Here is a 26,687-nt window from a genome sequence, read left to right as displayed (position 1 = left end):
CGCCTGCGCACCCCCACCCGAAACCCCGAATGCCCGGTTTAATTCAACGCGCTCTGGCCCCGGTCGCACCGAGCGCGGCCCCACGGACACCGGCGACGCGGGAACCGGTCACGGAACCCGACATTCGGCACCTTCGGGGCGGCGGTGGGGCGACGAGGCGCGCCCCGCGACCACCCGGGCGGCCTCCGGCCGCGCGGAGGGCCGTCCGCGACGTCGACTCCTCCCGCGATGTCCGGTATGCGGGGGCGCCAGGGCGGCCCGCACGACCCGGATCGGCGATGATCATGGCATTTGGACCGGGGATCCGCACCCGAAGCGATCCAAACGCGCACCTCGCGGCACCCCGGCCGCCTCCACCCCCGCCGCATCCGGGAATTCCGGGCAAACCACCCCGGTATCCTTCCGCATCCCGGAAGACCCGGCGCTCCGGTGCGCCGCACACACCCACCGCGCACCATCGGCGGGCATCGTCGACCCAACGCGAGGCGAAATGCCGAAACGCCCCCGCCCAGATCGTGTGTCAGAACGGCGGGGGCGCCGCCTTCCAGGAACCCACCGGGCACCACCCGCGGCGGCCACCACCGAGGCTGCGGCAATGGGTGCGCCCCGCGAAGCGCGATCACAGCTTGCCGCCGAGCGCACGCGGTTCTTCCCAGGTGGAGCCGTACCACCGGTGGCGGACCTCCGGCACAAAAGTGCACCGTGCGCTCGGCGGCAAGCTGGCGCACAGCGCTTCGCGCATCACAGCCCCATTGCCGCAACCTCCTGTGGTGACCGACTCCTTGAACACGACGTAGGCGGCTCCCACTACCGCCCTCGCCGCCCCCGTCGGGCGGCCCGCCGTCCGCCGCCGGCAACCGGTCACCGCCCAGCCCAGGCCCCGTCGGCCATCGCCGCTCTCGTCGCATGCCCAACCGGCGGGCACCCGGACCGGTGGGCACGGGCGAAGCCACCCGCCGACCTCGCTGCCTCGTCGCATGGGCCACCGGCGGGCACCCGAACCGCTCCGCGCGGGCCAAGCCCACCGCCGACCTCGCCGCCCCCGTCGGGCGACCCGCCATCCGCCGCCAGTCACCGGTGACCGCCCAGCCCGGCCATCCGCCGCCAGTCACCGGTGACCGCCCAGCCCGGCCATCCGCCGCCCTCGCCGCCCCCGTCGCACGCCCAACCGGCGAGCACCCGAACCGCTCCGCGCGGGCCCAACCCCGCGCCGACCTCGCGGCCCCCGTCGGGTGCCCAACCGGCGAGCACCCGAACCGAAGCCCGCGGGCTGAGCCCTCCGCGGCCCTCCGCGCCCCGCCGGGTGATCAGCCATCCGAGGGCAGCAACCGATGATCGCCGACCCGAACCCCGCGCTGTCCTCGCTGCCCCTCGTTGCATGCTCAACCGGCGAGCACCCGAACCGATCCCCGCGGGCTGAGCCCCCCGCCGCCCCCGCCGCCCTCGCCGCCCTCGCCGCCCTCGTCGCACACCCAACCGAACGGCATGCGCCCAACCGAACGGCATGCGCCCAACCGGCTAACCCGCAGCGGCGCCCGCGCCTCCCGGTTTCACCGCGGCGAAGACGGCGGTGCCGGGGAGGAGGCGGCCGCGCAGCGGGCTCCAGCCGCCCCAGACCTCCTCGTTGTCCTCGGGCCACTCCGGTTCGACCAGGTCGCGCAGGACGAGACCGGCTCCCGTGATCGCGCGGACCCAGTCGCCGAGGGTGTGGTGGTGCTCGACGTAGACGGCACGGCCTGCGGCGTCCTCCTCGACGTGGGTGCGGCGGTCGAAGTAGGACTCCTGGACGGTGAGGCCGCGCGGTCCGGGATCGTCCGGGAAGCACCAACGCACCGGGTGGCTCACCGAGAACACCAGCCGCCCGCCCGGCCGCAGCACTCGTGCGGCCTCGGCCAGCGCCGCGTCGGCGGGCACGAAGGGCAGCCCGCCGTAGGCGGAGCAGACCAGGTCGAAGGCCGCCGCCGCGAACGGCAGGCGCTGCACGTCGGCCTGTGCGGTGGGCACGCGCACGCCGGTGTGCTCGTCGATGCGGCGCGCATGCTGGAGCTGGCGGCCGGAGACGTCGATGCCCACGACGCGCTCCGCCCCCTGCGAGCGCAGCCACCGCGAGCACTGCGCGGCGCCGCAGCCCACCTCCAGCACCCGGGCGCCGCGCAGCTCCTCGACCGGTCCGAGCAACTGCGCGTCGGCCTCGTCGAGGCCCTCGGGCCCCCACACGAAGCCGGCGTCGCGCAGGAAGGCCCCGTGTTCGGCCTGGTACTCGTCTGCCGCGCGCTCCCACCACACTCTGCTGGCGCGCGCGCTCTCCTCGGGCCCGGCGGCCCGCCGGGCCACACGGTGGACGGGAGCTCCCCCCGCGTCGTCGCTCATGGACCGATCCTGCCAGACGGCGGGAGGGGATCCCCGAACCGCGTCTCAGATCCGAGCGTCCCGGCGCCGGGGCTCGCCGGCGGATCGGGCGGCCTCGGACGGGGCGTCGCCGCAGGGCCCCGGGGCGTCTTCCGGGGGAGGCTCCCCTGCTGCGGGAGGAGCGCCCCCGCCGCCGTTGCGGGAGTCGATGACCTCGCGGCGGAGCAGGAAGATCCACCCGCCGACGGCGATCGCGGTGAAGACCCACCACTGCACCGCGTAGGAGAGGTTCATGCCCGTGTCGAGCTCGGGCGGCGGGACGGGTTCGGGCCGGTCCCCGCCCTCGGGGCGCTGCTCGGTCAGCTCGGCGTAGCCGCCGTACACCGGGTAGGGAAGGTCCGCGGCGATCCGGTCGACGTCGACGACCATGATCTGGTCCTCGGGCAGGCCGCCGCGGACGCGGATGCCGGTGCTCTCCTCGGTCTCGCTGAGCCGCAGCCGGCCGGTGACGGTGACGCGGCCGTCGGGCGGCGACGGGACGTCGGGCCGGCTCGTGGCGGTGGGCGGCTGCTCGATCCAGCCGCGGTTGACGAGCAGGGCGGTCCCGTCGTCGGTGACCAGTGGGGTGAGCACGTGCAGGCCGACACCGCCCGATCCGTCGCGGTTGCGTACGAGCAGCTCGTGCTCGGGGTCGTAGTGCCCGCTCGCGGTGACCCGGCGCCAGCGGTCGCCGGGGGCGACGTCCTCGCCGGGGGAGGTCAGCCGCTCGGCCGGCACGGGATCGGCGGCCATGTTCGCCTCCTGCAGGGCGACCGCCGCGGCCTTGTCCTCCCAGCGGTCCAGCTGCCAGAACCCCAGCCAGATGAACGAGGGCACGACGAGCGCCACCAGCGCGTGGAACGCCAGCATGCGCGGGGACAGCAGGACACGGAGCACGTTTTCGAGGCTATAGGAGCCACGGGCCCCTCGTTCATCGGGGCGCTGCTGCCGACCTGCTGTTACGCCCTCATGCGCCCAGCGCCGACATCCGGCGCCGGAGCGGCCTCGGAGCACACGACGAAGCCGCGCCGAAGGCCCGGGGGGCCTCCGGCGCGGCTGCTCGTCGGCGGCCGGCTTCGGTCGTCAGTCCTGCTCGCCTACCGCGTTCTCGTCACCGGCGACCGCGGCGGCCTTGCGGCGGCGGCTGAGGGCCATCGCGGCGCCTCCGCCGCCGATGGCGGCCACGCCAGCGGCGACCAGGGCGCCCAGGGCCGGGCCGGTCAGCGGCAGGCCGCCGGAGGCCTCGGTGTCGTCGCCCTCGGGCGCCGGCTTGGCGTCGGGCGTGCTGTCGGAGCTGGGCTCGGTGGAGGGCTCGGGCGACTCGTCGCCGCCGGGCTTGTCACCGGGGTTCTCGGGCTTGTCGCCGCCGTCCTCGGGCGGCTCCTTGCCATCGTCGCCCGGCTTGTCGCCGCCGTCGTCGGGCTTGTCGCCGGGCTTGTCGCCGCCGTCCTCGTGGGAGATCTTCTCCAGGCACTCGCCCTTGGCGATGCCCAGCACCGCCACCGCGTTGCCGCAGATGTCGGCCGCGGCGTCGACGGGGATGTTCACCTGGTTGCCGGAGGCGACTCCGCCGGAGCCGTCCGTCTGCGGGGCGCCCTCGTTCTCCGACGACTTCTCGATGACGTTGATCACCGTCTTGCACTCGGCCTTGGACGCGCCCAGCACCGCGATGGAGTTGCCGCACACGTCCAGGGCGATGTCCACCGGGATGTTGATCTGGTTGCCCGAGGCGATCCCGCCCGAGCCGTCGGTCTGCGGGGACTCGCCGCCCTCGGACTCGTCGGCCAGCTTCTTGACCACAGTGGTGCAGGAGGCCTTGGACACCCCGCCGACGGCGGCGGAGTTGCCGCAGATGTCCAGCGCGGCGTCGACGGGGATGTTGATCTGGTTGCCCGAGGCGATCCCGCCCGAGCCGTCGGTCTGCGGGGACTCGCCGCCCTCGCTCGCCGAGTACAGCACCTCGGAGACGCGGGTGCAGTCGGCCTGGGAGATGCCGAGGACCGCGAGCGCGTTTCCGCACAGCTCGGCCTTGACGTCAGCGGGCACGTTGATCTGGTTGCCGCTGGCGATCCCGCCCGAGCCGTCCGTCTCGGGGCCGGCGAGGGCGCTCGCCGGTGCCGCGCCGACCAGGCCGGCGGCCAGCAGGGAGACGGACAGGGACGTGTAGAGATGCTTGCGCATGTTCAGGCATGACCTTTCGCGACGCGAACACGCAACGTGTTCGTTCGGGGGCGAGGCGTCACCTAAGGCGGGGTAGTGATCCGCCGACCCGAAAGGGGACAAAACAGGGTTGGCCGACGCCACCGAAAACGGCGCGCGGCGATTCGCGCGCGCCGAAGGGCGCCGGACGGCGCCGCTCCACTCAGACCGGGAGTCGGGTTCGGTGCGCCGTTGCGGGACAACGCTAGCAGTTTACGGTCGACTGCCAGGGCTTTTTCCCAGAAAAAGGGCAATAACCGAAAACAAAGGGCATCCGAACGACTACTGAGCGAAGAAACCGCTGTTCACGTCACCGACGATCATCCCGGCAGGCGGCCCGGCGAGCGGTTTGCAACGGTATGCAACGTCACTTCGACTTGGGGCAAACCCCCCGAATCCCCTGATCTTCCTCGATTGCGACAACTCCGTCATCCATGGCATCCCACCATGAAACGCACGGACAATCGCATCTCAACCGCGCCATCGCGGTTATCCGGACGCATCGGCTTCCGCATCCGGTAAACCGGCAAACCCGCCAATCGCTCCGAATGCAGCAACTCACGCTCCACCGACGTTCCGCCTGAACGATCACGGAACTCCCAGACCGGGCGCCCAACAGCGGCGCTCCCGCCGACCGGCTCGCACAGCACGAAGCCCCGGGCGCGGACCCGGCGGCACCTGCGGTACCGCGCGGATCGCGCCCGGGGCCGGAATGCGCCGCGGGTTCGGTGCGCTCACCGGCCCCCGCGGCGCTCAGCACCGCGGTCGGAGCCGGGGACGGGGGCTCAGGCCTCCACGCCCAGGCCCTTGGCCACGCCGGCGCCGAGGTCGGGGTGGACGTTGGTCCAGTACTCGACCACGCGCTTCTTCATGTCGCCGGTGACCTCGGGAGCCGAGGCGTGCCCGACGATGTTGGAGACCATGTTGGCGCGCTCGGGCTCGGTGAGCACCTTCTCCCAGAGGGTGCGGGCCTGACCGAAGTCGTCGTCCTCCTTGTGCAGCTCATAGGCCGAGCGCTGGATCTCGCCGGAGACGTGGTAGCCCTCGCCCTCGTAGAGCTCGTTGGCCGAGACCGGCCCGCCCGCCGTGTTGGGCGCGTACACCGGGTCGGTGTTGTTCTGGTAGGCCATCGGCCCGTCGAAGTTGTAGCTGCGGGTGGCGACCTTGGGCTGGTTGACCGGCAGCTGCAGGTAGTTGGGGCCGATGCGGTAGCGGTGGGTGTCCGGGTAGGAGAACAGCCGGCCCTGGAGCATCTTGTCCGGGCTGCCGCCGATGCCGGGCACCAGGTTGGACGGCTCGAACGCCGCCTGCTCGATCTCGGCGAAGTAGTTCGAGGGGTTCCGGTTCAGCGTGAACTTCCCGATGGTGATCTCGGGGTAGTCGCCGTGCGGCCACACCTTGGTGAGGTCGAACGGGTTGAACCGGTAGTCCACCGCGTCGTCGAAGGGCATGATCTGCACCTTGACGGTCCAGGACGGGAACTCGCCCCGCTCGATGGCCTGCCACAGGTCGCGGCGGTGGGCGTCCGGGTCCTCGGCCTCCATGGCCTTGGCCTCGTCGGCCGTGAGGTTCTCGACCCCCTGGTCGGTCTTGAAGTGGTACTTGACCCAGAACTTCTCGCCGTTGGCGTTGTACCAGAGGAACGTGTGGCTGCCGAACCCGTGCATGTGGCGCCAGGTCTTGGGCGTGCCGCGGTCGGTCATCAGGAACGAGACCTGGTGGGCCGACTCGGGGTTCAGCGTCCAGAAGTCCCACTGCATGTTGTTGTCGCGCAGCTGGTTGTCGGCGCGGCGCTTCTGGGAGTGGATGAAGTCGGAGAACTTCGAGGGGTCGCGGATGAAGAAGATCGGCGTGTTGTTGCCGACGATGTCGTAGTTGCCCTGCTCGGTGTAGAACTTCAGGGCGAACCCGCGCGGGTCGCGAGCGGTGTCGGCGCTGCCCAGCTCGCCGGCCACGGTCGAGAAGCGCAGCAGCAGCGGGGTCTTCTTGCCCTTCTGGAAGAGGTCGGCCTTGGTGTACTGGCTGACGTCCTCGGTGATCTCCAGCTCGCCGAAGGCGCCGCCGCCCTTGGCGTGCACGACGCGCTCGGGCACGCGCTCGCGGTTGAAGTGGGCCATCTTCTGGATCAGGAAGTGGTCCTGCAGCAGCAGGGGCCCGTTGGGGCCGACCGACTGCGACAAGCCGTCACTGGGCGCCGGGTGGCCGGCGTCGTCCGTGCTGTAGGGAACGCTCACTGCTCGCACCTTTCGTAGTGATCCTCGCGGACCGGCACAGGGGCGGACTCTGCGGTGCTCTCCGCGGCGGCACCGACCGGCGAATACGGGGGTCAGTCCCCGCTCTTGGTCCGCGCAGGCGGGCCGTCATCGGCTCCCGCGCCCTGTACCTGGCATTGCGGACACACGCCCCAGAACACCACCTCGGCCTCGTCGATCGCGTAGCCGCGGGTGCTCGACGGCTCCACGCAGGGAGCCTCGCCGACCACGCAGTCGATATCGGCGACCTCGCCGCACACGCGGCAGACCAGGTGGTGGTGGTTGTCCCCGACCCGGGACTCGAAGCGCGCGGGGGACCCCGCGGGCTCGATCCGCCGGAGCAGGCCGGCCTTGGTCAGCGCGTGCAGCGCGTCGTAGACGGCCTGGGTCGAGACGTGACCGAGCGAGCCCCGCACGCCGCGCGCGATGCGATCGGCGTCGAGGTGATTGCCGGACCGGACCTGTTCGAGGATGGCCACCCGTGCCGCGGTGACCCGGAGTCCGGCCGAGCGGAGATCGTCGGCGACGTTGTCCATGCCGTCACTCTACGGCACAGACTGGAACGGTTCAAGAAAACGAACAACTCAAGATAACTGCGCATCTCACCCCTGAACAGGGAACTTCCGCAACCCACACAAACCGGTGACACGAACGGGCGCAGCAAAGACACGCCGAGTAACCGAGGAACACGTGCGGCGTTTACGGCCGCGGTGCCGCGGCCCCGTATCCTCGTGCCTTGGCTCCGTTCTCCGTAGACGAGGGAATCGGCCCCGCGGTCGCGCCCGCTCCGTGACGGCACCCCCACACCCCCGCACACTGCTGCTGTCTCCTACCTGGAGCTTCCAATGCCCCACGACGACTTCTCCGCCCCCGTTCCCGGCGTCCTGGCCTCCGTGCGCGCCGGCGCCGCGATGGCCGCCCTGGCCCTGCTGGCCGCCTGCTCCTCGGGAGGCGGCTCCGAGACCGGGAACCCCGACGACCAGGCCGCCGGAGACACCAAGCCGTCCCCCAGCGCCTCGCCCTCCCAGGAGCCCGAGAAGAGCGCGCCCATCACCGTCGCCATCGGCGGCGACGTGCACTTCGAGGGCGAGCTGCGCCAGCGCCTGGACGCCGATCCCAGCACCGCGCTGGGCCCGATCTCCCAGACCCTCTCGGCGGCCGACATCGCCGTGGTGAACCTGGAGACGGCCGTCACCGACGGCGGCACGCGCGCCCCCGGCAAGCAGTTCGTCTTCCGCGCCCCCCAGACGGCCTTCACCGCGCTGGACTCGGCGGGCGTCGACGTCGCCTCGGTCGCCAACAACCACGGCATGGACTTCGGCACCGACGGCCTGATGGACACCCTGGCCGGCGCCGAGGAGGCCGGCTTCCCGATCGTGGGCGCCGGAGAGAACGCCGAGGAGGCCTACGCGCCGCACATCTTCGACACCGAAGGCGGCAAGGTGGCGGTCATCGGCGCCGCCGACGTCCTCGACGACCACCTCATCTCCGCCTGGACCGCCGGCCCGGGCAAGCCCGGCCTCGCCTCCGCCAAGTTCGAGATGCAGAGCCGACTGGTCGAGGCCGTCTCGGCCGCGGCCGAGCAGGCCGACACCGTCATCACCTACCTGCACTGGGGCCTGGAGGGCGACCACTGCCCCAAGCCGCACGCGCCCGGACTGGCCCAGGCCCTCGTCGACGCCGGCGCCGACGCCGTGGTCGGCGGGCACGCCCACGTGCTCTCGCCCGGCGGCTACCTGGGCGACTCCTACGTACACTACGGGCTGGGCAACTTCGCCTTCTACAACTACAGCGGCCCCACCGCCGAGACGGGCGTGCTCTCCCTCACCTTCCAGAACGGCGAGGTCGTCGAGGACGAGTGGCAGCCGGGGCGGATCCAGGGCGGCGTGCCCGTGCTGTACGAGGGCGCGGCCGCCGAGGAGGCCCACGCCACCTGGGAGTCCTACCGCACCGAGTGCGCCGTCGGCCTCACCCCCGCGCCCTCGGGCCAGGACGGCGAGGAGGCGGTCGAGGCCGGTTGACCGCGGCCGGCGGGCACCGGCCCGCCCGCTGCGCACTACATGTTGGGGGTGTGGCCGGCCAGCACGGTGTCGATCTCCTCGATCAGCACCTGCTTGGCCGGCTCCTCCAGGTAGGAGGCCGCCACGCCGTTGCGCGCCAGCGCGGCCAGGCTCGGCGCGCCCAGTCCCAGCTGGGCGGCCGTGCGGTACTCGTTGGTCAGGTCGGTGCCGAACATCGGCGGGTCGTCGCTGTTCAGCGTCACCGTCAGCCCGGCCTCCACCATCCGCGGCAACGGGTGGTCCCAGATCTCGGCGACGGCGCCCGTGCGCAGGTTGGACGTGGGGGAGACGTCCAGCGGAACCCCTTCCTCCCGCAGCCGCGCGATCAGCTCGGGATCGCGCATGCTGTCGATGCCGTGGCCGATGCGCTCGGCACCCAGCAGGTCCAGCGCCTCGCGGATCCGCTCCGGGCCGCCGTGCTCGCCGGCGTGCGGCAGGCTGTGCAGTCCCGCGCCGCGGGCGCGGGCGAACAGCTCGGCCATGGGCCCGAGGGGGACCTCCACCCCGCCCACGCCGAACCCCACGACGCTGTCGGGCCCCTCCGCCAGCACCGCATCCAGGGTCTGCTCACCGGTGTGCACGCCGTAGTCGCCGGGGAAGTCGGGGATCCAGCGCAGCCTGATCCCGTGCCGGCGCTCGGCGTCGGCGCGCGCCTGCTCGATCCCGGCGAAGACGGCGCGGGCGGGCACGCCGCGCATCAGGTGCGCGTAGAGGCTGACGTGCACTTCGGCGTAGCGCACGTTCTGCGCGGCCAGCCGTGCGGCGACGTCGGCGGCCAGCAGGGCGAAGTCCTCCTCGTCGACGAGCGTGTGCACCGAGGCCAGGTAGACCTCGATGAAGTGGGGGAAGTCGCGGAAGACGTACCAGTCGCGGACCTCCTCCAGCGATGCGGGGACGCCGGCGACCCCGTGCTTGCGTGCCAGCTCCAGCAGCGTGGCCGGCTGCATCGAGCCTTCCAGGTGCACATGCAGTTCGACTTTGGGAAGTTCTCGGATGAACGCCTCGATGTCGAAGGCGAGTGTGGGGAGATCCATTCCGAAGACGCTACTCAGCCACCGGCTCCGATCAAAGCCGGAGGGGCCGCTTCCGGCGCCGATCCGGCATCTCGCCTCCCCCTCACCCGCCTCGGGCGGGCGTGCGGGTCCGTGCCGGTAACAGGGTGGCCGTATGCGGTCAGACGGCCGATCACGGCCCCGATGTCGGCTTTCAATGGGAACCGTCCGAACGCGGACCAAAGTCTGAGGGGGCGTGATGACCACTTCCACACACGGCGCGACCTGTGCACCGCCCGAGCCGGCCCGACCGGCCGGCGGCACCGGCGCGGCCGACGACGGCTCCCGCCGCGATCTCGACACCGTCGGCTCGTCCCTGGCCCGCGCCCCGCTGCGCAGACTCCCGGCCCAGCACCGCAGCATGGTCCGGGTGCAGCGCATGCTCGACGCCTGCGCCGAACTGCTCGACGAAGCCGGCTACAGCGACCTCTCCACCACCCGCATCGCCGAGCGGGCGGGCGTGGCCATCGGGTCGGTCTACCAGTTCTTCCCCGACAAGCGGGCCATCACCCAGGCGCTCGGGCTGCGCTACCTCGACCTGTTCACCGCCCGGGTGCGCGAGCGCCTCGCCGCGGGCGGCCACGGGCACTGGACCCAGGCCGCCGATGCCATCATCGACGAGTACCTGGAGATGCACCGCAGCGTCCCCGGGTTCCGCAGCCTGCACTTCGGCGACGTGGTCGACACCCGGCTGCTGGACTCCCAGAACGAGAACAACCGCGTGATCGCCACGCGGCTCCGCCAGCTGCTGACCTCGGTCGGCGGGGCGGGCGAGAGCGAGGACCTCGACCGGGCGGTGACCGTGGCCGTCGAGGCGGCCGACGCGGTACTCAAGCTGGCGTTTCGCAGCGACGCCGACGGCGACCCCCGGCTCATCGAGGAGACCAAGATCCTGCTGCGGAACTACCTCGGCCATCACTTCGGCTGAACTAGGCTGCACCATGCACTGTCAGCACGAATGAGGTCGGTCCAGATCGCCACGACGGCTTTGGGCATCCGAATACGGGAGGAGCCTTCAGTGCGAGCCGACAGCACCCCCACCCAGCCGACCACCGGAACGGCGGCCGGAATCCCCTATGTCGCGGTGCCGCCCGCGGTCGCCACCGACCACCAGGCCCCCATGATCATCGCGCTGCACGCCTTCGAGCCGCCGCGCAGCGAGGCCGCCCTGGCCGGAACACTGCCGCTGGCGTCCCTGCCCGCGTGGCGCTTCTACCTGGGCCTGCCGATGTTCGGCGCGCGCCTGCCCGAGGGCGGGGTCGCCGAGGTCAACCGGCGCGGGCAGGCGGACTACCTGATCGAGCTCTTCGGCCCCGTCGTCGAGCAGGCGGCCGCCGAACTGCCGCGGGCGGTGGGCGAGCTGCGCGAGCACTTCCCCGTCGCCGACTCCTCCGTCGGCCTGATGGGCGTGGGCGCGGGCGGCGCGGCGGCCCTGCTCGCCCTGGCCGAGAGCCGCATGCCCATCGCCGCCGCCGGGATCGTCAACCCCGTCATCGAACCGCGGGCCGTGCTCTCCGCCCGCGAGCGGCGCCTGGGCATTCCCTACTCCTGGACCGACACCTCGCGCGAGGTCGCCTCCTGGCTGGACTTCACCGCCCGCGCCGGCGACATCGCCGCCCGCCGGCCCCAGCCGCCGCTGCTGATCGTCAGCGGCCAGCAGGACGACGTGATCGAGCCCGAGCGCGGCCGCGAGCTGCGCGACGCGCTGGCGGCGCAGTACCCCGCCGAGGCGCTGCGCCACATCGAGGTGCCCGACCTGGCCCACGCCATGGGCCCCGAGCCGGGCCTGCAGCCGGGGCCGCCGGCGCCGGGCAACGTGCTGGCCGACCGCGCCCTGGCCGAGTGGTTTCACACCCACCTGACCGCCGCCGCGAGGGCGTCGGCGGAGGAGACGGTGCGGCTGAGCTGAGCCGGCCCTCCGCCGCGCCGGGCGCCCGCGGCGCGCCGACCCGCGCGGCGCGCGTCACATCTGCTCGGCCAGCTTGCGCGCGGTGATGAGGACGGGGTCCCACACCGGCGAGAACGGCGGCGCATAGCCCAGGTCCATCGCCGCGACGTCCTCCACCGACATGCTGTTCCACAGCGCGGTGGCCAGGACGTCGATGCGCTTGCCCGCGTTCTCCCAGCCGACGATCTGCGCGCCGAGCAGCCTGCGGGAGCGGCGCTCGGCCAGCATCTTCAGCGTCATCGCCGCGGCGCCGGGGAAGTAGCCCGCCCGCGTGGTGGATTCCAGGGTGGCCGTCTCGAACTCGAACCCGGCGCGTCGGGCCTCGGCCTCGTTCAGGCCGGTCCGGGCCACCTCCAGATCGCACACCTTGCTGATGGCGGTGCCCAGCACGCCGCCGAAGCGCGCGTAGCCGCCGCCGATGTTGGTACCGGCCACGCGCCCCTGCTTGTTGGCGTGGGTGCCCAGGGCGATGGACACCGGCGCATGTGAGACCCGGTGCAGGCTCTGCACGCAGTCGCCGGCGGCCCACACCCCCTCGGCCGAGGTCCGCATCCGGGCGTCGACCGCGATTCCGCCGGTGGGGCCGATCTCGATGCCGGCGGCGCGCGCCAGGTCGCTGCCGGGCCGCACGCCCAGGCCCAGGACGACGATGTCGGCCGGATAGCTCGCCTCCTCGGTGGCGACGGCGCGCACCGCGCCACCGCCGGGAGCGGTCTCGACCCCGGTCACCGGTTCGCTCAGGTGCACCCGCACGCCCATCCCGGTCAGCGCGTCGCGCACCAGCCGCCCCATGTCGGGGTCGAGGGTCGTCATGGGCTCGGTGGCCGCCTCGATCAGGCGCACCTCCATGCCGCGCTGCACGAACGCCTCGGCCATCTCCAGTCCGATGTAGCCGCCGCCGACCACGACCGCGGTGCGGGGCCGCCGGGAGTCGACGAACTCGCGCACGGCGATGCCGTCGGAGAGCGTCTGCACACCGAACACGCCGGGGGCGTCCATGCCGGGCAGGCCGGGGCGCACCGGGACCGCCCCGGTGGCGATCATCAACTGGTCGAAGGACTCCTCGACGGCTCTCCCGCCGGCGGGGCGTGCGGTGACCGTGCGCCGGTCCAGGTCGATGCCCTCGACTTCGGTTCCGGTGCGCACATCGATTTCGAAATCCCTGCGGAAAGTTGCGGGGTCGCGCGATATCAGAGCCTCGGGACTCGATACGGTTTTTCCGACCAGATAGGGGATGCCGCATGCCGAGTACGATGTGTGGGGTCCGCGCTCCAGGGCGAGGATCTCCAGCTCCGCGGAGTCGCGCAGCCGCCGGGCCTGCGATGCGGCGCTCATTCCCGCCGCGTCGCCGCCGATGACGATAAGCCGTGGCCGTGCGTTCACTCGCCGCTCCATGCCGTCTCCTCTGTCGGATGCTCCGGCGTCAGCCGGCCGCCGTTGCATGGGATCATCCCCGTGGCGGCCGGGAGATTCCCTGGTTTCATCGTGACGATCCATTGTTGCTAGGAGGGCGACTTACGTGACGGAACCGGCACCGGTGTTTGCCAGCGGCGTCGATCACGAACGGCTCACGTCCCAGCTCCGGTTCATCCTGGAAACCGACAAGCTCAAGCGCATCCTGCGGCGCAACATGCTCGTCGACGGCTCGCGCCGCGAGAACGACGCCGAGCACTCCTGGCACCTGGCCCTGGCCGCCCGCGTGTTCGCCGAATACGCCCCGCAGGGCACCGACATCGACCGGGTGGTGGAGATGCTGGTGCTGCACGACATCGTCGAGATCGACGCCGGCGACACGTTCATCTACGACACGCACGAAGCCGGTTCGCAGGCCGAGCGCGAACGCGCCGCGGCCGACCGCATCTTCGCCCTGCTTCCCGAGGACCAGGCGCGGCACACGCGCGCCCTGTGGGAGGAGTTCGAGGCCCGCGAGACCGCCGAGGCGCGGTTCGCCAAGGCCATCGACCGCCTGGCGCCGATGCTGGCCAACTGGCACACCGAAGGCGGCACGTGGGTGCGCCACGGCGTGACCCGCTCGCAGGTGGCGGAGAAGGTGAAGATCATCGCCGAGGGTTCGGAGGCGCTGGGGTCCTACGCCGTGGCGTTGATCGAGGACGCCGAGCGCCGGGGGTACCTGGCGGCCGGCTGAGAATCCCGCCGGCGCCCCCGGGGCGGGCGGGCCGGGCGATGTGCCGCGGGTCTCCCACCCGCGCAGCCCTCAGAACTGCTCAAGCACCAGCTGCACGGCGGCGGTGAGGCCCACCGCCACGATCAGCCCGCGCAGCGCGAAGGGCTTGAGCCGGCGGCCCAGCCACGCGCCGGCGTAGCCGCCGATGATCGACCCGCCCGCGATCAGCCCCGCCGCCGCCCACGACGGCGAGCCGAAGGTGATGTAGAAGACCGCGGCCGTGGCGTTGACGGTCGCGGCGAGCGCGTTCTTCAGCGCGTTGATGCGCTGCATGTCCTCGTCGAGCGCGGTGCCCAGCACGCTGATCAGCACGATGCCCTGCGCGGCGGCGAAGTAGCCGCCGTAGGTGCCCGCCGCGTAGACGCCCAGCGGCAGCAGCGGGCCGCGGCCGGCCCGCGCGCTGCGGCGCTCGCGCAGCCGGCGCGCGAGGCGGGGCTGGAGGATGATGAGCACGCAGGCCAGACCGATCAGCACCGGAACGACCCGCTCGAAGACCTCCGCGGGCAGGTTGAGCAGCAGCACGCCGCCGGTCAGGGCGCCCAGGCAGGACATCGCGGCCAGGCGCAGCACGCGGCGGCCCTGGCCGCGCAGCTCCCGCCGGTAGCCGAACGTGCCGGTGATCGTGCCCGGCGCCAGCCCGATGCTGTTGGAGATCGAGGCGGTCACCGGCGGGTAGCCGAACGCGAGCAGCACCGGGAACGTCAGCAGGGTCCCGGATCCCACCACCGCGTTGATCCCGCCGGCTCCGATGCCCGCCAGCAGAATGGCGAGCGCCTCCCACGGACTCATGAACACCTTTCAAACGAGGACGCGACCCCGGCGGCAGCGTGGGGCAGTGGCCCCGCACGCTTCGCAGATCGCCGGAAACGGCCGCTGACCTGGCCGAACTCAACGTCGCTGCATACAGTCTACGGGCTGCGGTCGCACCCGCGGGCGGGATCGCGACGCGCCCTGCGTCACATTCGGCGCCCGCCGCGTCGCGGACCGCACCTCCGAGTGAACCCCCGCGACCTCGGGACATCACCCGAGGTCACCTCGTATACACGCCTCGTGTTGCGCTTTTTCGCCCCGGTGGCTATGGCCCACTCGGGCTATATCAGAAATGGGCCCAATGGGGCCTGTCGGTCGTCTCCGCCGGTCCGTAGTTTCGACCTGAGCGGTGAGGTAGGACACAGCGCGCCGAAACCCCGGCCCGCCGCGAAGAGCCGACCCCCTGTCCGGACCAGCGAGCGGGATCTCGTTCCCGGCCGGTGTCCGCCCCACCGAGTCCCGCCGGCGACCGCGCCCGCCGGCGCCATACGACACATGCTGATCTTGGGAGTGGGGCAACATGTGGACCGCAGAGATGACGACCCGTGCACTGTGTCGCGAGGTCGACCCCGATGCGCTGTTCGTTCAAGGAGCGGCGCAGAACCGCGCCAAGCTGATCTGCCGCGGCTGCCCGGTGCGCACCGAGTGCCTGGCCGAGGCGCTGGACGGACGCATCGAGTTCGGGGTCTGGGGAGGGATGACCGAACGCGAGCGCAGGGCACTGCTGCGGCGGCGTCCGGATGTCGCCTCGTGGTGGGATCTGCTGACGTCGGCACGGGCACGCTACGAGCGGGACAACCCGGAGACTGCAGGGGAAGGCTGGCTCCAGGACGCCCCGCTCACCGCCGCGAAGGCCGCCGCCGAGCGGTGATCGCGGGCGCGGGGGCGGGGCAGGTGCTTCGGCCCCCGCGCTGATCCGGCCCGCGGCATCCCCGCGTGCCCGGCCGCCGACCCGCCGGCGCCGTGCCGGTCCGGGCGGCGGCGCTGCGGCTCCTCCGCGCTCCGCGCGCGGGGGAGCCGACCCGCGCGCCATATTCAGAGCCGGCTTGCCGCCGAGCGCACGGCGCACTTTTGCGCTGGAGTCCCGCCACCGGTGGTGCGACTCCACCTGGGAAGGACTGCGTGCGCTCGGCGGCAAGCTGTGGTCGGGCTTCGCGAGGCGCACCCATTGCCGCAGCCCCGATGGTGGCCGCCCCAGGGGGTGCCCGGCGGGTTCCTGGAAAAGCCAGCGCCCCCGCTGTTCTTAAACACGGCCTACACCCGCCGCGTGGGCCCCGTCCCGTTGGCGTCCGGTGCGGCGGAATCGCCCTGGGCCTCGCCCGCGACCTCGCGGACCCGGTCGAAGATTCCGCCGATCCCCTCCAGCGCCCGGCCCATCTCACTGGGCACGATCCACACCTTGTTGGCGTCGCCGCGCGCGATCTCCGGCAGCTTCTGCAGGTACTGGTAGGCCAGCACCTCCTGGCTGACGTCGCCGGACTTCAGCGCCTTGGCCACCATGGTGATCGCGTCCGCCTCGCCGCGCGCCCGCACCGTCATCGCCTCGGCCTGGGCCTTGGCGCGGACCTTCTCGGCGTCGGCGGCACCCTGGGCGCTGAGCACCGCGGCCGACTGCTCGCCCTCGGCCCGCAGGATCGCCGACTGCTTCTGGCCCTCGGCGGCCAGGATCTCCGCGCGCTTGTCGCGGTCGGCGCGCATCTGCTTCTCCATCGCCTCCTGGACGGACTCGGGCGGCTCGATGGCCTTCAGCTCCACCCGGCTGACCTCGATGCCCCATTCGGCCGTGGCCTCGTCCAGCACGGCACGCAGTTCGCGGTTGATCTGGTCGCGGGAGGTCAGGGTCTGCTCCAGGTCCATCCCCCCGACGACGTTGCGCAGGGTCGCCGACGCCAGCTGCTCGACCGCCTGGATGAAGCTGGCGACCTTGTAGGTGGCGTTGTAGGGGTCGGTGACGCGGACGTAGACCGCGGTGTCGACGTTGACCGACAGGTTGTCCTGGGTGATGGCGGCCTGCGGCGGGAAGCTGACCACCTGCACGCGCAGGTCGATGCGCTCGCGCACATGGTCGACGAAGGGGACCACGATGTTGAATCCGGAGCTGAGGGTGCGGTGGTAGCCGCCGAACCGCTCCACCACGTCGGCCATGGCCTGCGGCACGATGCGGACGCTGCGCCAGCCGATCACGGCCAGAATGGCGACGAAGATCAGCAGGATGATGACGATGGTTCCCATCAGGGCGGCTCCGGCTCTCCTGTCGGGGGGTCACAGATCGGGGGGTCGGGGGCAGGCGGTCGGTCCACGGTCGCCGGAGCACCGCGGCAGGCGCGCGGCGACGGGTGCCACCGGCGGCGCAACCACCGGCACACGCGGCGATCATAAGCCGCATGCACCCGCCCGTCCCCGCAGAAGTCCGCTGACCTCACACCAAACCGCCGCCACCTGGCCGGATGCGGACACGGCCGCCCATTACGGCCGCCCGGATGCCCGAATTAAGTCCCGCCCCCGCCGGCCGGGCGACCGGGACGCCCCCACCCCGCGCGGCCGCCGGGAAGGGCGCACACGGCTCACACCGCCCGGGCGCTCCACCGCTGCCCGTCGTGCTCCACCTTCAGCGGCAGCCCGAACGTCTCGCTCAGGTTCTCTCCGGTCATGGCGTACTCCATGGGGCCCGCGGCCGTCACCGCCCCGTCGCGCATCATCAGCACGTGGGTGAACCCGGGCGGGATCTCCTCGACGTGGTGCGACACGATCACCAGGGCGGGGGCGTCGAGGTCGTCGGCCAGCACGCCCAGCCGGCCCAGCAGGTCCTCGCGCCCGCCCAGGTCCAGTCCGGCCGCGGGCTCGTCGAGCAGCAGCAGCTCGGGGTCGGCCATCAGTGCGCGGGCGATCAGCACCCGCTTGCGCTCGCCCTCCGAAAGGGTGCCGAAGCGCCGATCGGCCAGACGGCCCACACCCCAGCGCGCCAACAGCGCCCGCCCGCGCCCGTAGTCGACCGTTCCGTACTCCTCGCCGAAGCGGCCCAGGTAGCCGTAGGCGGCGCTGATGACCAGGTCGAGCACGGCCATCGAGTCGGGGATGCGGTTGGCCACCGCCGAACCGGCGAAGCCCACCATGCTGCGCAGCTCGGTGGCGCCGGCCCCGGCCGGCGGCTCGCCGAGGACGCCGACGGTCCCGGAGTCCGGCGCCAGCTGGGCGGCGGCCACGCTGAGCAGCGTCGTCTTGCCCGCACCGTTGGGACCGAGCACCGCCCAGCGCTCGTCCTCCTCGACGGTCCAATCCACCTCGCGCAGCAGTTCCGCCTCGCCGCGGCGCACCGTCACGCCGCTCATGCGCAGCACCTGGCCGTTCATCGCACTCTCCGTCGTCGTACCGGGATCGGGACCGGGCCGCCCACCCGCCGCCGTGCGTCCGCCCTGCGCACCGGCCCCCCTGGCGGGCCCGGCGCATCCGCGGCCCCGCGCGGCGGCGGAAGCTCACCGATGCGAACCTACTGGACGTCGCTCATCGGCCGCTCACGGATCTAGGGTGAAGAACGATGCTGCGAGAACTCTCATCCGCCCAGCTCGTCGCGTGGGGCAATGCCTGGCTGGCCGGCCGGGCCGGGCTCGACGACGCCGTCAGCGCGGTCGAACAGGGCACCGGCCCGCACGTCATCGGCGCGGTCGCCGACGAGCTGCCCTTCGAGGCGGGCGCGCCGCTGCGCTCGGCCATGGCGCGGCTGCGCTCCCACGGGCTGGCCGCCTTCCGGCTGTGCCTGCCCGTTCCCGGCGACCCACTGGGGCTGGTCGGCGACGCGGAGCTGAACAAGGCCGCCGTCGACGCGCGCGAGGCGGTGCTGCTGCGGCTGGATCAAGGGCAGCTCGGCCTGGTGCCGCAGGAGGACCGCCGCGGGTCCTCCTACGTGGGGGTGTCCTGGACCCCCTATCGGGCCGCCGACGCCGATCCCGAGCCGGTGCCGCTGGCCGAGGCCGAGCACCGGCTGCAGACGGCGATCCGCGAGTCGGCGGCGCTGTTCGGGCAGGTCGACGACATCTCCGCATGGGGCCCGGAGGTCACACGGGCCCTGGCCGACCTGCGCGACGCCGACCGCGCGCCCACCCCCGGTCTGGCGCCCGGGCATCCGCAGCGAGCGCACCGGCTCGCGGCCCAGGCCGACCGGCTCGCGGTCGTGGTGCGGCTGGCGGGCGATGACGAGGGCCGCGGCCTCAGCTCCGCGCAGATGCAGTCGCGCCGCGAAGCGCTGCGCGTCCTCGACAGCGCGGTGCGCCGGGCGCGCGTCGCCGCCTACGGCGCGGCGGCCGACTGAGGCCCGACCCCGGGATCTGCGCCCCCGCGCCTCAGGGGAAAGCCAGGGACGCCACCGGATCCCCGATGCGGCGGCCGGAGCCGATACTCGGAGTATGAACGAGACGGTATCCGCAGCCCCCGCGGCCCACGACACCCTGCGGGCCTCCGACGCCGACCGCGACCGGGTGGCCGAACTGCTCGCCGCGGCGCTGAGCGAGGGGCGGCTCAGCCACGACGAACACAGCGAGCGCATCGACGCCGCCTACGCCGCGCGGACTCTGGGCGAGCTCGCCCCGCTGACGGCCGATCTGCCCGGGGCGCCGGCCCGTCCGCACGCCGATCGCACCGACCTGGCGCCTTCGCCCGACGGCACCGAGAACATCCGGGCGGTGCTGGCCGCGGCCGAGCGCACGGGGCGCTGGCTGGTCGAACCGCGCACCAACGTCTCGGTGGTGCTGGGCAGTGCGGTGCTGGACATGCGCTCGGCGGTGCTCTCCCAGCGCGAGGTCACCGTCCAGGTCGCGCTCCTGCTCGGTTCGCTCCAGCTCATCGTGCCCCCGGGAGTGCGGGTCGTCAGCCGCGTCGCCGAGATCCTGGGCAGCACGACCCTCGACACCGGCACGGACGTCGACCCCGCGGCGCCTACCGTGGTGATCGCGGGGGCATCCTGGCTCTCCGCGGTCTCGGTCGAGACCAAGCAGGCCAAGACCGCCAAGCGCAAGCACGGCTGCCGCTGAGCGGCCGCGCCGGTTTCGCGGCAGCACCGAAAGAACTCAAGCGAAGGACGGCCACCCGCCATGGAACCCGAACACATCCGCGCCTCCGACGCCGACCGCGACCGGGTCTCCCAACGGCTGCGCGAGGCGGTCGCCGAAGGGCGGCTGACCCAGGCCGAGCACGAGGAGCGGATCGACGCGCTCTACCGCGCGAAGACCGTCGGCGAGCTCGCGGAGATCACTCACGATCTGCCCGCGCCGAGCGAGAGTCACCGCAGCGGCGAGTCGGGCGAGGACCGGATGTCCGTGGCCACCGAGGAGGCGCGGCGGATGGCGGCCGCGAGCACCGGCCGGGAGAACATCGTCGCGGTGTTCGGGGGCGCCGAGCGCAAGGGGCGCTGGCTGGTCGAACCGCGCACCAACGTCTCGGTGCTCTGCGGCGGGGTGGAGCTGGACCTGCGCGACGCGGTGCTGTCGCAGCGCGAGGTCACCATCCAGTGCGCCGTCGTGTGCGGCGGTGTGGAGATCATCGTGCCCCACGGGGTCCGTGTGGTGAACAACACATCGGGGATTCTCGGCGGGACGAGTGTGCACGGCATGGACGCGGTGACCGATCCGAATCTTCCCGTTATCCGGCTTACGGGTACCTGCATGCTGGGGGGCATCGAGGTGAAGGCGAAGCGGCCCAAGCGCAGCCGCAAGAAGCGCAGGTAACGCCTGGTCACCGGCTTGCCGACGCGGTGATGACAACGCGGTGAACCCCCGCCGCCCAGGCGCGGCCCTGCCCATCCGCCCGAAAAGTCGGCCGAGTACCGTGGTGAGCGCCATGAATGATCACACCACGCTCCTGGTAACGGTGACCGGCCGCGACCGCCCGGGCGTCAGCGCGCGGTTGCTCAGCACCCTGTCCGTGTATCCCGTGATCCTCGTCGACCTCGAACAGGTCGTCGTGGGCGGGCGCCTCGTCCTGAGCGCGCTCGTCGCCGTCGACGACGGGGTCGCCCCCGGTGTCAGCCACGACCGCGTCTTCACCGAGATCCGCAGCTCCGTCGACAAGGCCTGCATCGACCTCGACATGGACGTCGAGTTCTCCACCGGCAACGGACGCGTGGGCGCGGCCTCCGCCGAGCAGCTGCACGTCACCGTCCTGGCCGACCCGCTGCGCCCCGGCGCCCTCGGTGCGATCGCCTCCTGCGTCGCCCGCGCCGGAGCCAACATCGAACGCATCGAGCGGCTCGCCAGCTACCCCGTCACCTCCATAGAGCTGGACATCTCCGGCGCCGACCCTGAGCGCCTGCGCGGCGATCTGTCCATGGAGGCCGCCACCCAGACGATCGACGTCGCGCTGCAGCCCAGCGGCCTGCACCGCCGCGCCAAGCACCTGATCGTGATGGACGTCGACTCCACGCTGATCCAGGGCGAAGTGATCGAGCTCCTCGCCGAGCACGCCGGGTGCGCCGAGGAGGTCGCCCGCGTGACCGAGGAGGCCATGCGCGGCGAACTGGACTTCGAGGACTCGCTGCGCCGCCGCGTCGCCCTGCTCAAGGGCCTGGACGCCTCGGCGGTGGACGCGGTGCGCGACCAGCTGGTCCTGGCCCCGGGCGCGCGCACGCTGGTGCGCACCCTCAAGCGGCTGGGCTATGAGTGCGCGATCGTCAGCGGGGGCTTCTCGCAGGTCACCGACGCCCTGGTGGAGCGGTTGGACCTCGACTACTCGATGGCCAACACCCTGGAGATCGTCGACGGCAAGCTCACCGGAGAACTGGTGGGGCCCATCGTCGACCGCAAGGGCAAGGCCGAGGCGCTGCGCCGCTTCGCCGGCGAGGCCGGTGTCCCGCTGAGCCAGACCGTGGCCATCGGCGACGGCGCCAACGACCTCGACATGCTGCAGACGGCCGGACTGGGCGTTGCGTTCAACGCCAAGCCGGTGGTGCGCGAGCAGGCCGACACCTCGGTCAGCGTCCCCTACCTCGACACCATCGTCTACCTGCTCGGAGTCACCCGCGAGGAGGTGGAGGCCGCCGACCGCAACGGCGACCTCGACGACCCGGCCGCCTGACGCCTCCGGTCCCCGATGCCCGCGCCGCCCGGGTACGGCATGGGCGCTGCGGGCCGGGGCTGCGGCGCCATTCAGCCGCCGCCCTCCCACGCGGCCCGCAGAGCAGCGCCCACCCCGTCGTCGAAGCGCAGCGCCTCCACGACGCGGCCCCCGTCGACCGTGAACAGCGTCGCCGTGCGCACCGGCTGACCGCCGGTGTCGGCATCGGGGCGATCGGGCCACCGCGCGTCCTGTTCCACGACGACCCTGCCGGGCCCCACAGGGTGCCAGGCGACCGGCTCCAGGCGGATCCCCGCGTGTGCGATCCAGTCGAGGAAGACGTCGACTCCCTCGGCTCGGCCCTTGGGGCCGCCCACTCTGATGCCGGGAGCGGCGATTCGCCCTGCCGCGTCGAGGTCGCGATCGTTCACCGCGCGGTGCCACGCGCGGACGGCTGCCCGGTCATCGCTCACGCTGACTCCTTTCCCATGCGTTTCGCATACAAATTCTATGCGAAACGCATATAAGATCGAAGCATGAACATCCCAGTCGGTTCGCTGAACGACGGGGCGCCCTCGCCGGAGGGCGACGGGCCCGGGCCGACACTCTTCCGCTTCGTCCGGCACTGGTCGCGCAGATGGCTCAGTCCCAGCGGGCTCGGCGTCGACCGGGACAACGCGCGCGACGTCTGGGTGACGGAGGCGGTACGGGATCGCCAGGGAGCACACGGGGCGAGCGTCAACGAGGTCGCCGACGAACTCGGCATCGACCAGTCGGGCGCCAGCCGCCTGATCGCCCAGGCCGCCGACCGCGGCTTCCTACGCAAGGAGGACTCGCCCGCGGACGCCCGCCGCCGCGTCCTGGTGGTCACAGAGGAGGGCCGTGAGCTGCTGCGGACCGCCCACGCCTGGCAGGAGTCGGTTTTCGCCGACCTCACCGCCGACTGGCCCGACCGGGACGTGCGCGAGCTGCACCGCCTGATGCGGCTGCTCGTCCGCGCCCAGCACGCGGCCGAGAGGCGGTAGGTTCGCCCCGCTCACCTCCCCGCGGCGCGCACGAGCGGGGTACGGCCGGCCCCGAGCGCGGGCCACGACGCGCACAGCAGGGCTATCAACGCGATCTCCACCGGGGCGCCGGCGTAGTACATGAGCTGGCTTCCCGTGTGGGCCTGTGCGCTGCTCACGCCTTCGGGCGGCGCGGTGTAGAGGGTCTTGGCGAGGACGTTGTGGCCGGCCAGGGCGGCGACGAGGACCGCGGCCCGCAGGGCCGGCGCGCAGCGGTGCGGGGCCGGGTCGGGACCGCCGAGAACCGCGAAGGCGAACAGGTACCCGGCCGCCAGGACGTGCGCGTGGACCGCGGCGTGCAGCAGCGCATCGGCCTGCATGGCCGCATACAGGCCGGTGCGGTAGAGCACCCACAGGCCGCCGATGTCGAGGACGGCGGCCGTGACCGGATGGGTCAGCACGCCCATCGGCGCCGACGCCAGGACCCGGCCGAGGGGGCGCGCCCAGCGCACCGGCAGGGTGCGCAGCATCAGGGTGACCGGTGCGGCGAGGACGAGCAGCAGGGGCGCGAGCATGCCCAGCAGCACGTGACCGGCCATGTGCCAGGCGAAGTCGTGGTGGGCGCGGTCGGCGAGCGGGCCGGCGAGCGCCGCGCCGGCGCACAGCCATCCGCACGTCCACAGCGCCGTTCGGCGCCGGGGCCAGGGCGCTGCGGTGCCTCCTCGGCGCAGATGCACAGCGGCGGCCGCGTAAGCGCAGACCGCGGCGAGCAGGGCGACGACAAGCGCCCACTCGCCCGTGCTCAGGGCGAGGACGCCCGCGGTGGCGGCCTGCGGGGCGGCGTCCACGGCGGCGGCTACTCCCTCACGTCGCGGCGGAGGCGTCCGACGTGCGCGCAGCCCTGCGCCGGGTCGCCGCCCACAGGGCGATTCCGGCCACCAGCAGCACGGCCGCGATGACGTTCCAGACCACGTCGTAGGGGAGGATCTCGACGTCGTAGCGGATCTGGTGCAGCCGCAACAGCTTGTGCTGCACGATCCCGTCGTAGAGCTGGAAGAACCCCGCGCCCGTGAGCCAGCCCGCCGCGAACGCCGCCGGCCACAGAGCCCGCTCCCGGTGGAGCCCGGCCGCCATGAACAGCGCGGCGACGGTGGCGAACCAGCTGAAGGCGTGGAACAGGCCGTCGGAGACGAGCCCGACCTCGGTGGAGGCCCGATCGTAGAAATGGTGCCAGTGCAGGAGCTGGTGGAACACGGCCTCGTCGATGAAGGCCACGGTGCCCAGTCCCAACAGGACACCGGCGGTCAGGTTCCGCCCGTGCCCGGCCCTTCGCTCCCCGGTCGGGACTCGCGTGCGCGCCATGGTGTGCACCTGTCCGTACTCGCTGCTGCGCCGAGGACTCCGGTGTCCCCCTCGCCCGCACCCGCTACCCGAGCCGTGCCGGGGAAACCGAAGCCGCGGGGAGCACCCGGACCGGGCGGGCCGCGGCGAGGGGGAAGCGTCGATCAGGGCTTGCGCGCCGACGCGACGACGAACGGCGCCAGGGCGAGGAAACCGCCCGAATCCATCCGCTCCTGCTGCTCGGTCAGCCACATCCGGACGTCGTCCGGGTCTGCGGCCCCCGACGCCTCGGCCGCTCCGGCGGCGCCGACGACGGCCGGCATGAAGGCCCGATCGGTGAACTGGACGCAGCGGGCCTCGCTCGCCACGTCGGCGAATCCGGCTTCCCGCAGCAGCCGCCGAAAGCCGCGTGCGCTGTCGGGGGAGGGGATCGTGTCGGACCAAGAACGCAGGATGCGCAGCGTCAGGTCCCGGTTCGCGGAGTCGACGACCCAGCCGTCCCAGTCCTGACCGAGCAGCACGATACGGCCGCCCGGAGCGAGGACGCGGTACGCCTCTGCGAGCGCCGCCGCCGGGTCGGGGAGATCGTGGAGGACCTTCTCCGCACGGTAGGCGTCCAGAGATGAGCCCTCCAGCGGAAGCGCCCTCGCGTCGCCGACGCGGAAGTCGGCTTCGGGCCACCGGGCTCGCGCCGCGGCGACCATGTCCTCGTTCAGGTCCACCCCCAGGACCGAGCCGCGCTCGGCGACGAGGGATGCCATCTCTCCGGCCGCTCTGCCTGCTCCGCAGCCGACGTCCACGACGGACATGCCCGCGCCGAGCCCGAGGAGGCCGTAGGTGCGGCGCCGCATCTCGACGGACTCGGGCAAGTTGTCGACCGCGTCCAGCACGGCCAAGAGGTCGGGGACGCCGGGGCCGGGCGCCTCCGCCGCTTCGGCCGCTTCCGGTGGCCCGGTAACGGGGCCGGCGGTGCTCGTGTTCTCGGTGGTCATGTCGACTCCGTCTCCTCGGCGCACGGCGCTCGGAAGGTGCCGGGCGCAGATGGGTTGTTCGCAACGCAAGCCTCGGAGTTAATGTCGACATGAAGTCAAGTCCGTACGCGTCGAAAGGCTCGGGAGGCGCTGTGGCCGGAACGGCGGAGGCCGGCATGACCATCGGGGAACTGGCCGAGCGGTTCGGTCTGGCCACCCATGTGTTGCGTCATTGGGAGAGCATGGCCGTCCTCGCTCCGCTGCGCACGCCGAACGGGCAGCGGCGCTACACCGAGGACGACCTGACGCGGGTCGCGACCATCCTGCGCTGCAAGGAGGCGGGCCTGGGACTCGATCAGATCCGCGCTCTGCTGAACGCACCGGACCGGTCCTCGCGTACGGCCCTGATGCGGGACAGGATCGCGGAGCTGGAGGCGAGCATCGCCCAGGCACAGGCGGCGAAGCACCTATTGGAGTGCGCGCTGGAGTGTACGGCCGACGACATCGTCACCTGTCCGCACTTTCAGAAGTTGATGGCGGAGCGTATACCGCCGGCGGTGTGAAGGATGGCGGACGGGCGCGGGGGCGTACCGCGGTCGGCCGTTTTCGGGCATAAAAAAGGGGGCGGGCCCGCCGAAACGGACCCACCCCCACAAAGAAAATTGCGGCGGCAACCTACTCTCCCACCCCCACCATGGAGGCAGTACCATCGGCGCAAAGAGACTTAACGACCGGGTTCGGAATGGGACCGGGTGTCACCCTCCCGCTATCACCACCGCAAACTCACACCGCCCACCAAACCCCGAAAGGCCCCGCAGGCGGAAAAACCTGTGGACACAACCAGCCACCCAGGAAAAACCCGGGCAACCGGTCGACACGTGTGCGCGAACACCCAGCATCCGTGGCGGACAAGCCCTCGGCCTATTAGTACCGGTCAGCTCCACCCCTCACAAGGCTTCCACACCCGGCCTATCAACCCAGTCATCACCTGGCAGCCTTACCCCCACCACAGGGCAGGAGACCTCATCTCGAAGCAAGCTTCCCACTTAGATGCTTTCAGCGGTTATCTCTCCCGAACGTAGCCAACCAGCCATGCCCCTGGCGGAACAACTGGCACACCAGCGGTTCGTCCGTCCCGGTCCTCTCGTACTAGGGACAGCCCTCCACAAGTCTCCAACGCGCGCAGCGGATAGGGACCGAACTGTCTCACGACGTTCTAAACCCAGCTCGCGTGCCGCTTTAATGGGCGAACAGCCCAACCCTTGGGACCAACTCCAGCCCCAGGATGCGACGAGCCGACATCGAGGTGCCAAACCATCCCGTCGATACGGACTCTTGGGGAAGATCAGCCTGTTATCCCCGGGGTACCTTTTAGCCGTTGAGCGACGCCGCTTCCACACGCCGGCGCCGGATCACTAGTCCCTGCTTTCGCACCT

General features: G+C 72.2%; 25 protein-coding genes and 2 rRNA genes. 11 read left to right on the top strand and 16 right to left on the bottom strand.

Annotation, left to right across the window (positions count from 1 at the left end; all coding sequences use genetic code 11):
* Positions 1-1,518: 1,518 nt before the first annotated feature.
* The 5 genes from FZ103_RS14970 to FZ103_RS14950 all read right to left on the bottom strand — a co-directional run bounded on the left by FZ103_RS14970 (position 1,519) and on the right by FZ103_RS14950 (position 7,375).
* The gene (locus tag FZ103_RS14970) at positions 1,519-2,370 is read right to left on the bottom strand and encodes a class I SAM-dependent methyltransferase (RefSeq protein WP_156001893.1); all 852 of its coding nucleotides are present in this window, start codon (positions 2,368-2,370) and stop codon (positions 1,519-1,521) included.
* Between the two features lie 45 nt (positions 2,371-2,415).
* Positions 2,416-3,285 carry an SURF1 family protein gene (locus FZ103_RS14965; RefSeq protein ID WP_343233542.1) on the bottom strand — a complete coding sequence of 290 codons (870 nt, stop codon included), beginning with the start codon at positions 3,283-3,285 and terminating at the stop codon, positions 2,416-2,418.
* Between the two features lie 186 nt (positions 3,286-3,471).
* A complete protein-coding gene (locus FZ103_RS14960; RefSeq protein ID WP_156001891.1) occupies positions 3,472-4,569 on the bottom strand; it encodes a chaplin in 1,098 nt (365 codons plus the stop codon).
* Positions 4,570-5,372: 803 nt separating this feature from the next.
* The gene (locus FZ103_RS14955; RefSeq protein WP_186356343.1) at positions 5,373-6,821 is read right to left on the bottom strand and encodes a catalase; all 1,449 of its coding nucleotides are present in this window, start codon (positions 6,819-6,821) and stop codon (positions 5,373-5,375) included.
* A 92-nt stretch (positions 6,822-6,913) separates the two neighbouring features.
* Positions 6,914-7,375, bottom strand: a complete 462-nt coding sequence (locus FZ103_RS14950; RefSeq protein ID WP_156001887.1) for a Fur family transcriptional regulator — start codon at positions 7,373-7,375, stop codon at positions 6,914-6,916.
* Positions 7,376-7,684: 309 nt separating this feature from the next.
* On the opposite strand from FZ103_RS14950, the gene FZ103_RS14945 reads away from it, so the two are divergent.
* Positions 7,685-8,860: a CapA family protein gene (locus tag FZ103_RS14945; protein ID WP_186356342.1), complete on the top strand. Its 1,176-nt coding sequence runs from the start codon at positions 7,685-7,687 to the stop codon at positions 8,858-8,860.
* Between the two features lie 35 nt (positions 8,861-8,895).
* Here the strand turns inward: FZ103_RS14945 and add are convergent, their stop codons facing one another.
* Positions 8,896-9,933: an adenosine deaminase gene (add, locus tag FZ103_RS14940; RefSeq protein WP_156001885.1), complete on the bottom strand. Its 1,038-nt coding sequence runs from the start codon at positions 9,931-9,933 to the stop codon at positions 8,896-8,898.
* Between the two features lie 379 nt (positions 9,934-10,312).
* Between add and FZ103_RS14935 the strand changes: the two genes are divergently transcribed.
* Positions 10,313-10,879, top strand: coding sequence for a TetR/AcrR family transcriptional regulator (locus FZ103_RS14935; protein ID WP_156001903.1), 567 nt, complete (start codon positions 10,313-10,315; stop codon positions 10,877-10,879).
* Positions 10,880-10,969: 90 nt separating this feature from the next.
* Positions 10,970-11,860: a prolyl oligopeptidase family serine peptidase gene (locus FZ103_RS14930; protein ID WP_186356341.1), complete on the top strand. Its 891-nt coding sequence runs from the start codon at positions 10,970-10,972 to the stop codon at positions 11,858-11,860.
* 54 nt (positions 11,861-11,914) lie between these two features.
* Here the strand turns inward: FZ103_RS14930 and FZ103_RS14925 are convergent, their stop codons facing one another.
* A complete protein-coding gene (locus tag FZ103_RS14925; RefSeq protein WP_343233541.1) occupies positions 11,915-13,282 on the bottom strand; it encodes an FAD-dependent oxidoreductase in 1,368 nt (455 codons plus the stop codon).
* Positions 13,283-13,418: 136 nt separating this feature from the next.
* Here FZ103_RS14925 and FZ103_RS14920 point away from each other — a divergent pair, with 136 nt between their 5' ends.
* A complete protein-coding gene (locus FZ103_RS14920) occupies positions 13,419-14,045 on the top strand; it encodes an HD domain-containing protein (protein ID WP_186356340.1) in 627 nt (208 codons plus the stop codon).
* Positions 14,046-14,114: 69 nt separating this feature from the next.
* On the opposite strand, the gene FZ103_RS14915 is transcribed toward FZ103_RS14920, so the two are convergent.
* Positions 14,115-14,873, bottom strand: coding sequence for a sulfite exporter TauE/SafE family protein (locus FZ103_RS14915; RefSeq protein ID WP_156001881.1), 759 nt, complete (start codon positions 14,871-14,873; stop codon positions 14,115-14,117).
* A 541-nt stretch (positions 14,874-15,414) separates the two neighbouring features.
* Here FZ103_RS14915 and FZ103_RS25890 point away from each other — a divergent pair.
* Positions 15,415-15,765: a WhiB family transcriptional regulator gene (locus tag FZ103_RS25890; protein ID WP_156001879.1), complete on the top strand. Its 351-nt coding sequence runs from the start codon at positions 15,415-15,417 to the stop codon at positions 15,763-15,765.
* Positions 15,766-16,148: 383 nt separating this feature from the next.
* On the opposite strand, the gene FZ103_RS14905 is transcribed toward FZ103_RS25890, so the two are convergent.
* Positions 16,149-17,126: an SPFH domain-containing protein gene (locus FZ103_RS14905; protein ID WP_156001877.1), complete on the bottom strand. Its 978-nt coding sequence runs from the start codon at positions 17,124-17,126 to the stop codon at positions 16,149-16,151.
* A gap of 332 nt (positions 17,127-17,458) precedes the next feature.
* Entirely contained in the window at positions 17,459-18,244 is a 786-nt protein-coding gene (locus FZ103_RS14900) for an ABC transporter ATP-binding protein (protein WP_156001875.1), read from the bottom strand.
* Positions 18,245-18,429: 185 nt separating this feature from the next.
* Here FZ103_RS14900 and FZ103_RS14895 point away from each other — a divergent pair, with 185 nt between their 5' ends.
* From FZ103_RS14895 to serB, 4 genes are all read left to right on the top strand, one after another.
* Positions 18,430-19,200, top strand: a complete 771-nt coding sequence (locus tag FZ103_RS14895) for a hypothetical protein (protein WP_156001873.1) — start codon at positions 18,430-18,432, stop codon at positions 19,198-19,200.
* Between the two features lie 94 nt (positions 19,201-19,294).
* Complete coding sequence (locus FZ103_RS14890; protein ID WP_156001871.1) at positions 19,295-19,918, top strand: DUF1707 domain-containing protein; 624 nt, start codon at positions 19,295-19,297, stop codon at positions 19,916-19,918.
* Positions 19,919-19,978: 60 nt separating this feature from the next.
* Positions 19,979-20,611, top strand: coding sequence for a DUF1707 domain-containing protein (locus tag FZ103_RS14885; RefSeq protein WP_156001869.1), 633 nt, complete (start codon positions 19,979-19,981; stop codon positions 20,609-20,611).
* A 112-nt stretch (positions 20,612-20,723) separates the two neighbouring features.
* Positions 20,724-21,956, top strand: coding sequence for a phosphoserine phosphatase SerB (gene serB / locus FZ103_RS14880; protein WP_156001867.1), 1,233 nt, complete (start codon positions 20,724-20,726; stop codon positions 21,954-21,956).
* A 71-nt stretch (positions 21,957-22,027) separates the two neighbouring features.
* On the opposite strand, the gene FZ103_RS14875 is transcribed toward serB, so the two are convergent.
* A complete protein-coding gene (locus FZ103_RS14875; protein ID WP_186356339.1) occupies positions 22,028-22,408 on the bottom strand; it encodes a nuclear transport factor 2 family protein in 381 nt (126 codons plus the stop codon).
* Positions 22,409-22,471: 63 nt separating this feature from the next.
* Here FZ103_RS14875 and FZ103_RS14870 point away from each other — a divergent pair, with 63 nt between their 5' ends.
* On the top strand, positions 22,472-22,960 hold the full coding sequence (locus FZ103_RS14870; protein ID WP_156001865.1) for a MarR family winged helix-turn-helix transcriptional regulator: 489 nt from the start codon (positions 22,472-22,474) through the stop codon (positions 22,958-22,960).
* 11 nt (positions 22,961-22,971) lie between these two features.
* Here the strand turns inward: FZ103_RS14870 and FZ103_RS14865 are convergent, their stop codons facing one another.
* The 3 genes from FZ103_RS14865 to FZ103_RS14855 all read right to left on the bottom strand — a co-directional run bounded on the left by FZ103_RS14865 (position 22,972) and on the right by FZ103_RS14855 (position 25,272).
* Positions 22,972-23,787 (bottom strand): cytochrome c oxidase assembly protein, encoded by an 816-nt coding sequence (locus FZ103_RS14865; RefSeq protein ID WP_186356338.1) that lies wholly within the window; start codon positions 23,785-23,787, stop codon positions 22,972-22,974.
* 16 nt (positions 23,788-23,803) lie between these two features.
* Positions 23,804-24,301: a DUF2243 domain-containing protein gene (locus tag FZ103_RS14860; protein ID WP_156001863.1), complete on the bottom strand. Its 498-nt coding sequence runs from the start codon at positions 24,299-24,301 to the stop codon at positions 23,804-23,806.
* A 143-nt stretch (positions 24,302-24,444) separates the two neighbouring features.
* Positions 24,445-25,272, bottom strand: a complete 828-nt coding sequence (locus FZ103_RS14855) for a methyltransferase domain-containing protein (protein ID WP_156001862.1) — start codon at positions 25,270-25,272, stop codon at positions 24,445-24,447.
* Between the two features lie 155 nt (positions 25,273-25,427).
* Here FZ103_RS14855 and FZ103_RS14850 point away from each other — a divergent pair, with 155 nt between their 5' ends.
* Entirely contained in the window at positions 25,428-25,814 is a 387-nt protein-coding gene (locus FZ103_RS14850) for a MerR family transcriptional regulator (RefSeq protein ID WP_156001895.1), read from the top strand.
* A gap of 99 nt (positions 25,815-25,913) precedes the next feature.
* Here FZ103_RS14850 and rrf read toward each other — a convergent pair.
* A 5S ribosomal RNA gene (rrf, locus tag FZ103_RS14845) occupies positions 25,914-26,031 on the bottom strand.
* 124 nt (positions 26,032-26,155) lie between these two features.
* Positions 26,156-26,687, bottom strand: a 23S ribosomal RNA gene (locus tag FZ103_RS14840); the annotation flags it as partial.

This window comes from Streptomonospora sp. PA3 (genome assembly GCF_009728995.1).
Taxonomy (GTDB): Bacteria; Actinomycetota; Actinomycetes; order Streptosporangiales; family Streptosporangiaceae; genus Streptomonospora.
Note: the sequence above shows the minus strand (reverse complement) of the source record. Positions and strands in the feature narration are given on the sequence as shown.

Excerpts from the sequence above, each read along its gene's own strand:
- FZ103_RS14970 (WP_156001893.1), bottom strand. The coding sequence starts at position 2,370 with ATGAGCGACGACGCGGGGGGAGCTCCCGTCCACCGTGTGGCCCGGCGG.
- FZ103_RS14960 (WP_156001891.1), bottom strand. The coding sequence starts at position 4,569 with ATGCGCAAGCATCTCTACACGTCCCTGTCCGTCTCCCTGCTGGCCGCC.
- FZ103_RS14950 (WP_156001887.1), bottom strand. The coding sequence starts at position 7,375 with ATGGACAACGTCGCCGACGATCTCCGCTCGGCCGGACTCCGGGTCACC.
- FZ103_RS14945 (WP_186356342.1), top strand. The coding sequence starts at position 7,685 with ATGCCCCACGACGACTTCTCCGCCCCCGTTCCCGGCGTCCTGGCCTCC.
- add (WP_156001885.1), bottom strand. The coding sequence starts at position 9,933 with ATGGATCTCCCCACACTCGCCTTCGACATCGAGGCGTTCATCCGAGAA.
- FZ103_RS14935 (WP_156001903.1), top strand. The coding sequence starts at position 10,313 with ATGGTCCGGGTGCAGCGCATGCTCGACGCCTGCGCCGAACTGCTCGAC.
- FZ103_RS14915 (WP_156001881.1), bottom strand. The coding sequence starts at position 14,873 with ATGAGTCCGTGGGAGGCGCTCGCCATTCTGCTGGCGGGCATCGGAGCC.
- FZ103_RS25890 (WP_156001879.1), top strand. The coding sequence starts at position 15,415 with ATGTGGACCGCAGAGATGACGACCCGTGCACTGTGTCGCGAGGTCGAC.
- FZ103_RS14905 (WP_156001877.1), bottom strand. The coding sequence starts at position 17,126 with ATGGGAACCATCGTCATCATCCTGCTGATCTTCGTCGCCATTCTGGCC.
- FZ103_RS14900 (WP_156001875.1), bottom strand. The coding sequence starts at position 18,244 with ATGAACGGCCAGGTGCTGCGCATGAGCGGCGTGACGGTGCGCCGCGGC.
- FZ103_RS14895 (WP_156001873.1), top strand. The coding sequence starts at position 18,430 with ATGCTGCGAGAACTCTCATCCGCCCAGCTCGTCGCGTGGGGCAATGCC.
- FZ103_RS14890 (WP_156001871.1), top strand. The coding sequence starts at position 19,295 with ATGAACGAGACGGTATCCGCAGCCCCCGCGGCCCACGACACCCTGCGG.
- FZ103_RS14885 (WP_156001869.1), top strand. The coding sequence starts at position 19,979 with ATGGAACCCGAACACATCCGCGCCTCCGACGCCGACCGCGACCGGGTC.
- serB (WP_156001867.1), top strand. The coding sequence starts at position 20,724 with ATGAATGATCACACCACGCTCCTGGTAACGGTGACCGGCCGCGACCGC.
- FZ103_RS14870 (WP_156001865.1), top strand. The coding sequence starts at position 22,472 with ATGAACATCCCAGTCGGTTCGCTGAACGACGGGGCGCCCTCGCCGGAG.
- FZ103_RS14860 (WP_156001863.1), bottom strand. The coding sequence starts at position 24,301 with ATGGCGCGCACGCGAGTCCCGACCGGGGAGCGAAGGGCCGGGCACGGG.
- FZ103_RS14855 (WP_156001862.1), bottom strand. The coding sequence starts at position 25,272 with ATGACCACCGAGAACACGAGCACCGCCGGCCCCGTTACCGGGCCACCG.
- FZ103_RS14850 (WP_156001895.1), top strand. The coding sequence starts at position 25,428 with ATGACCATCGGGGAACTGGCCGAGCGGTTCGGTCTGGCCACCCATGTG.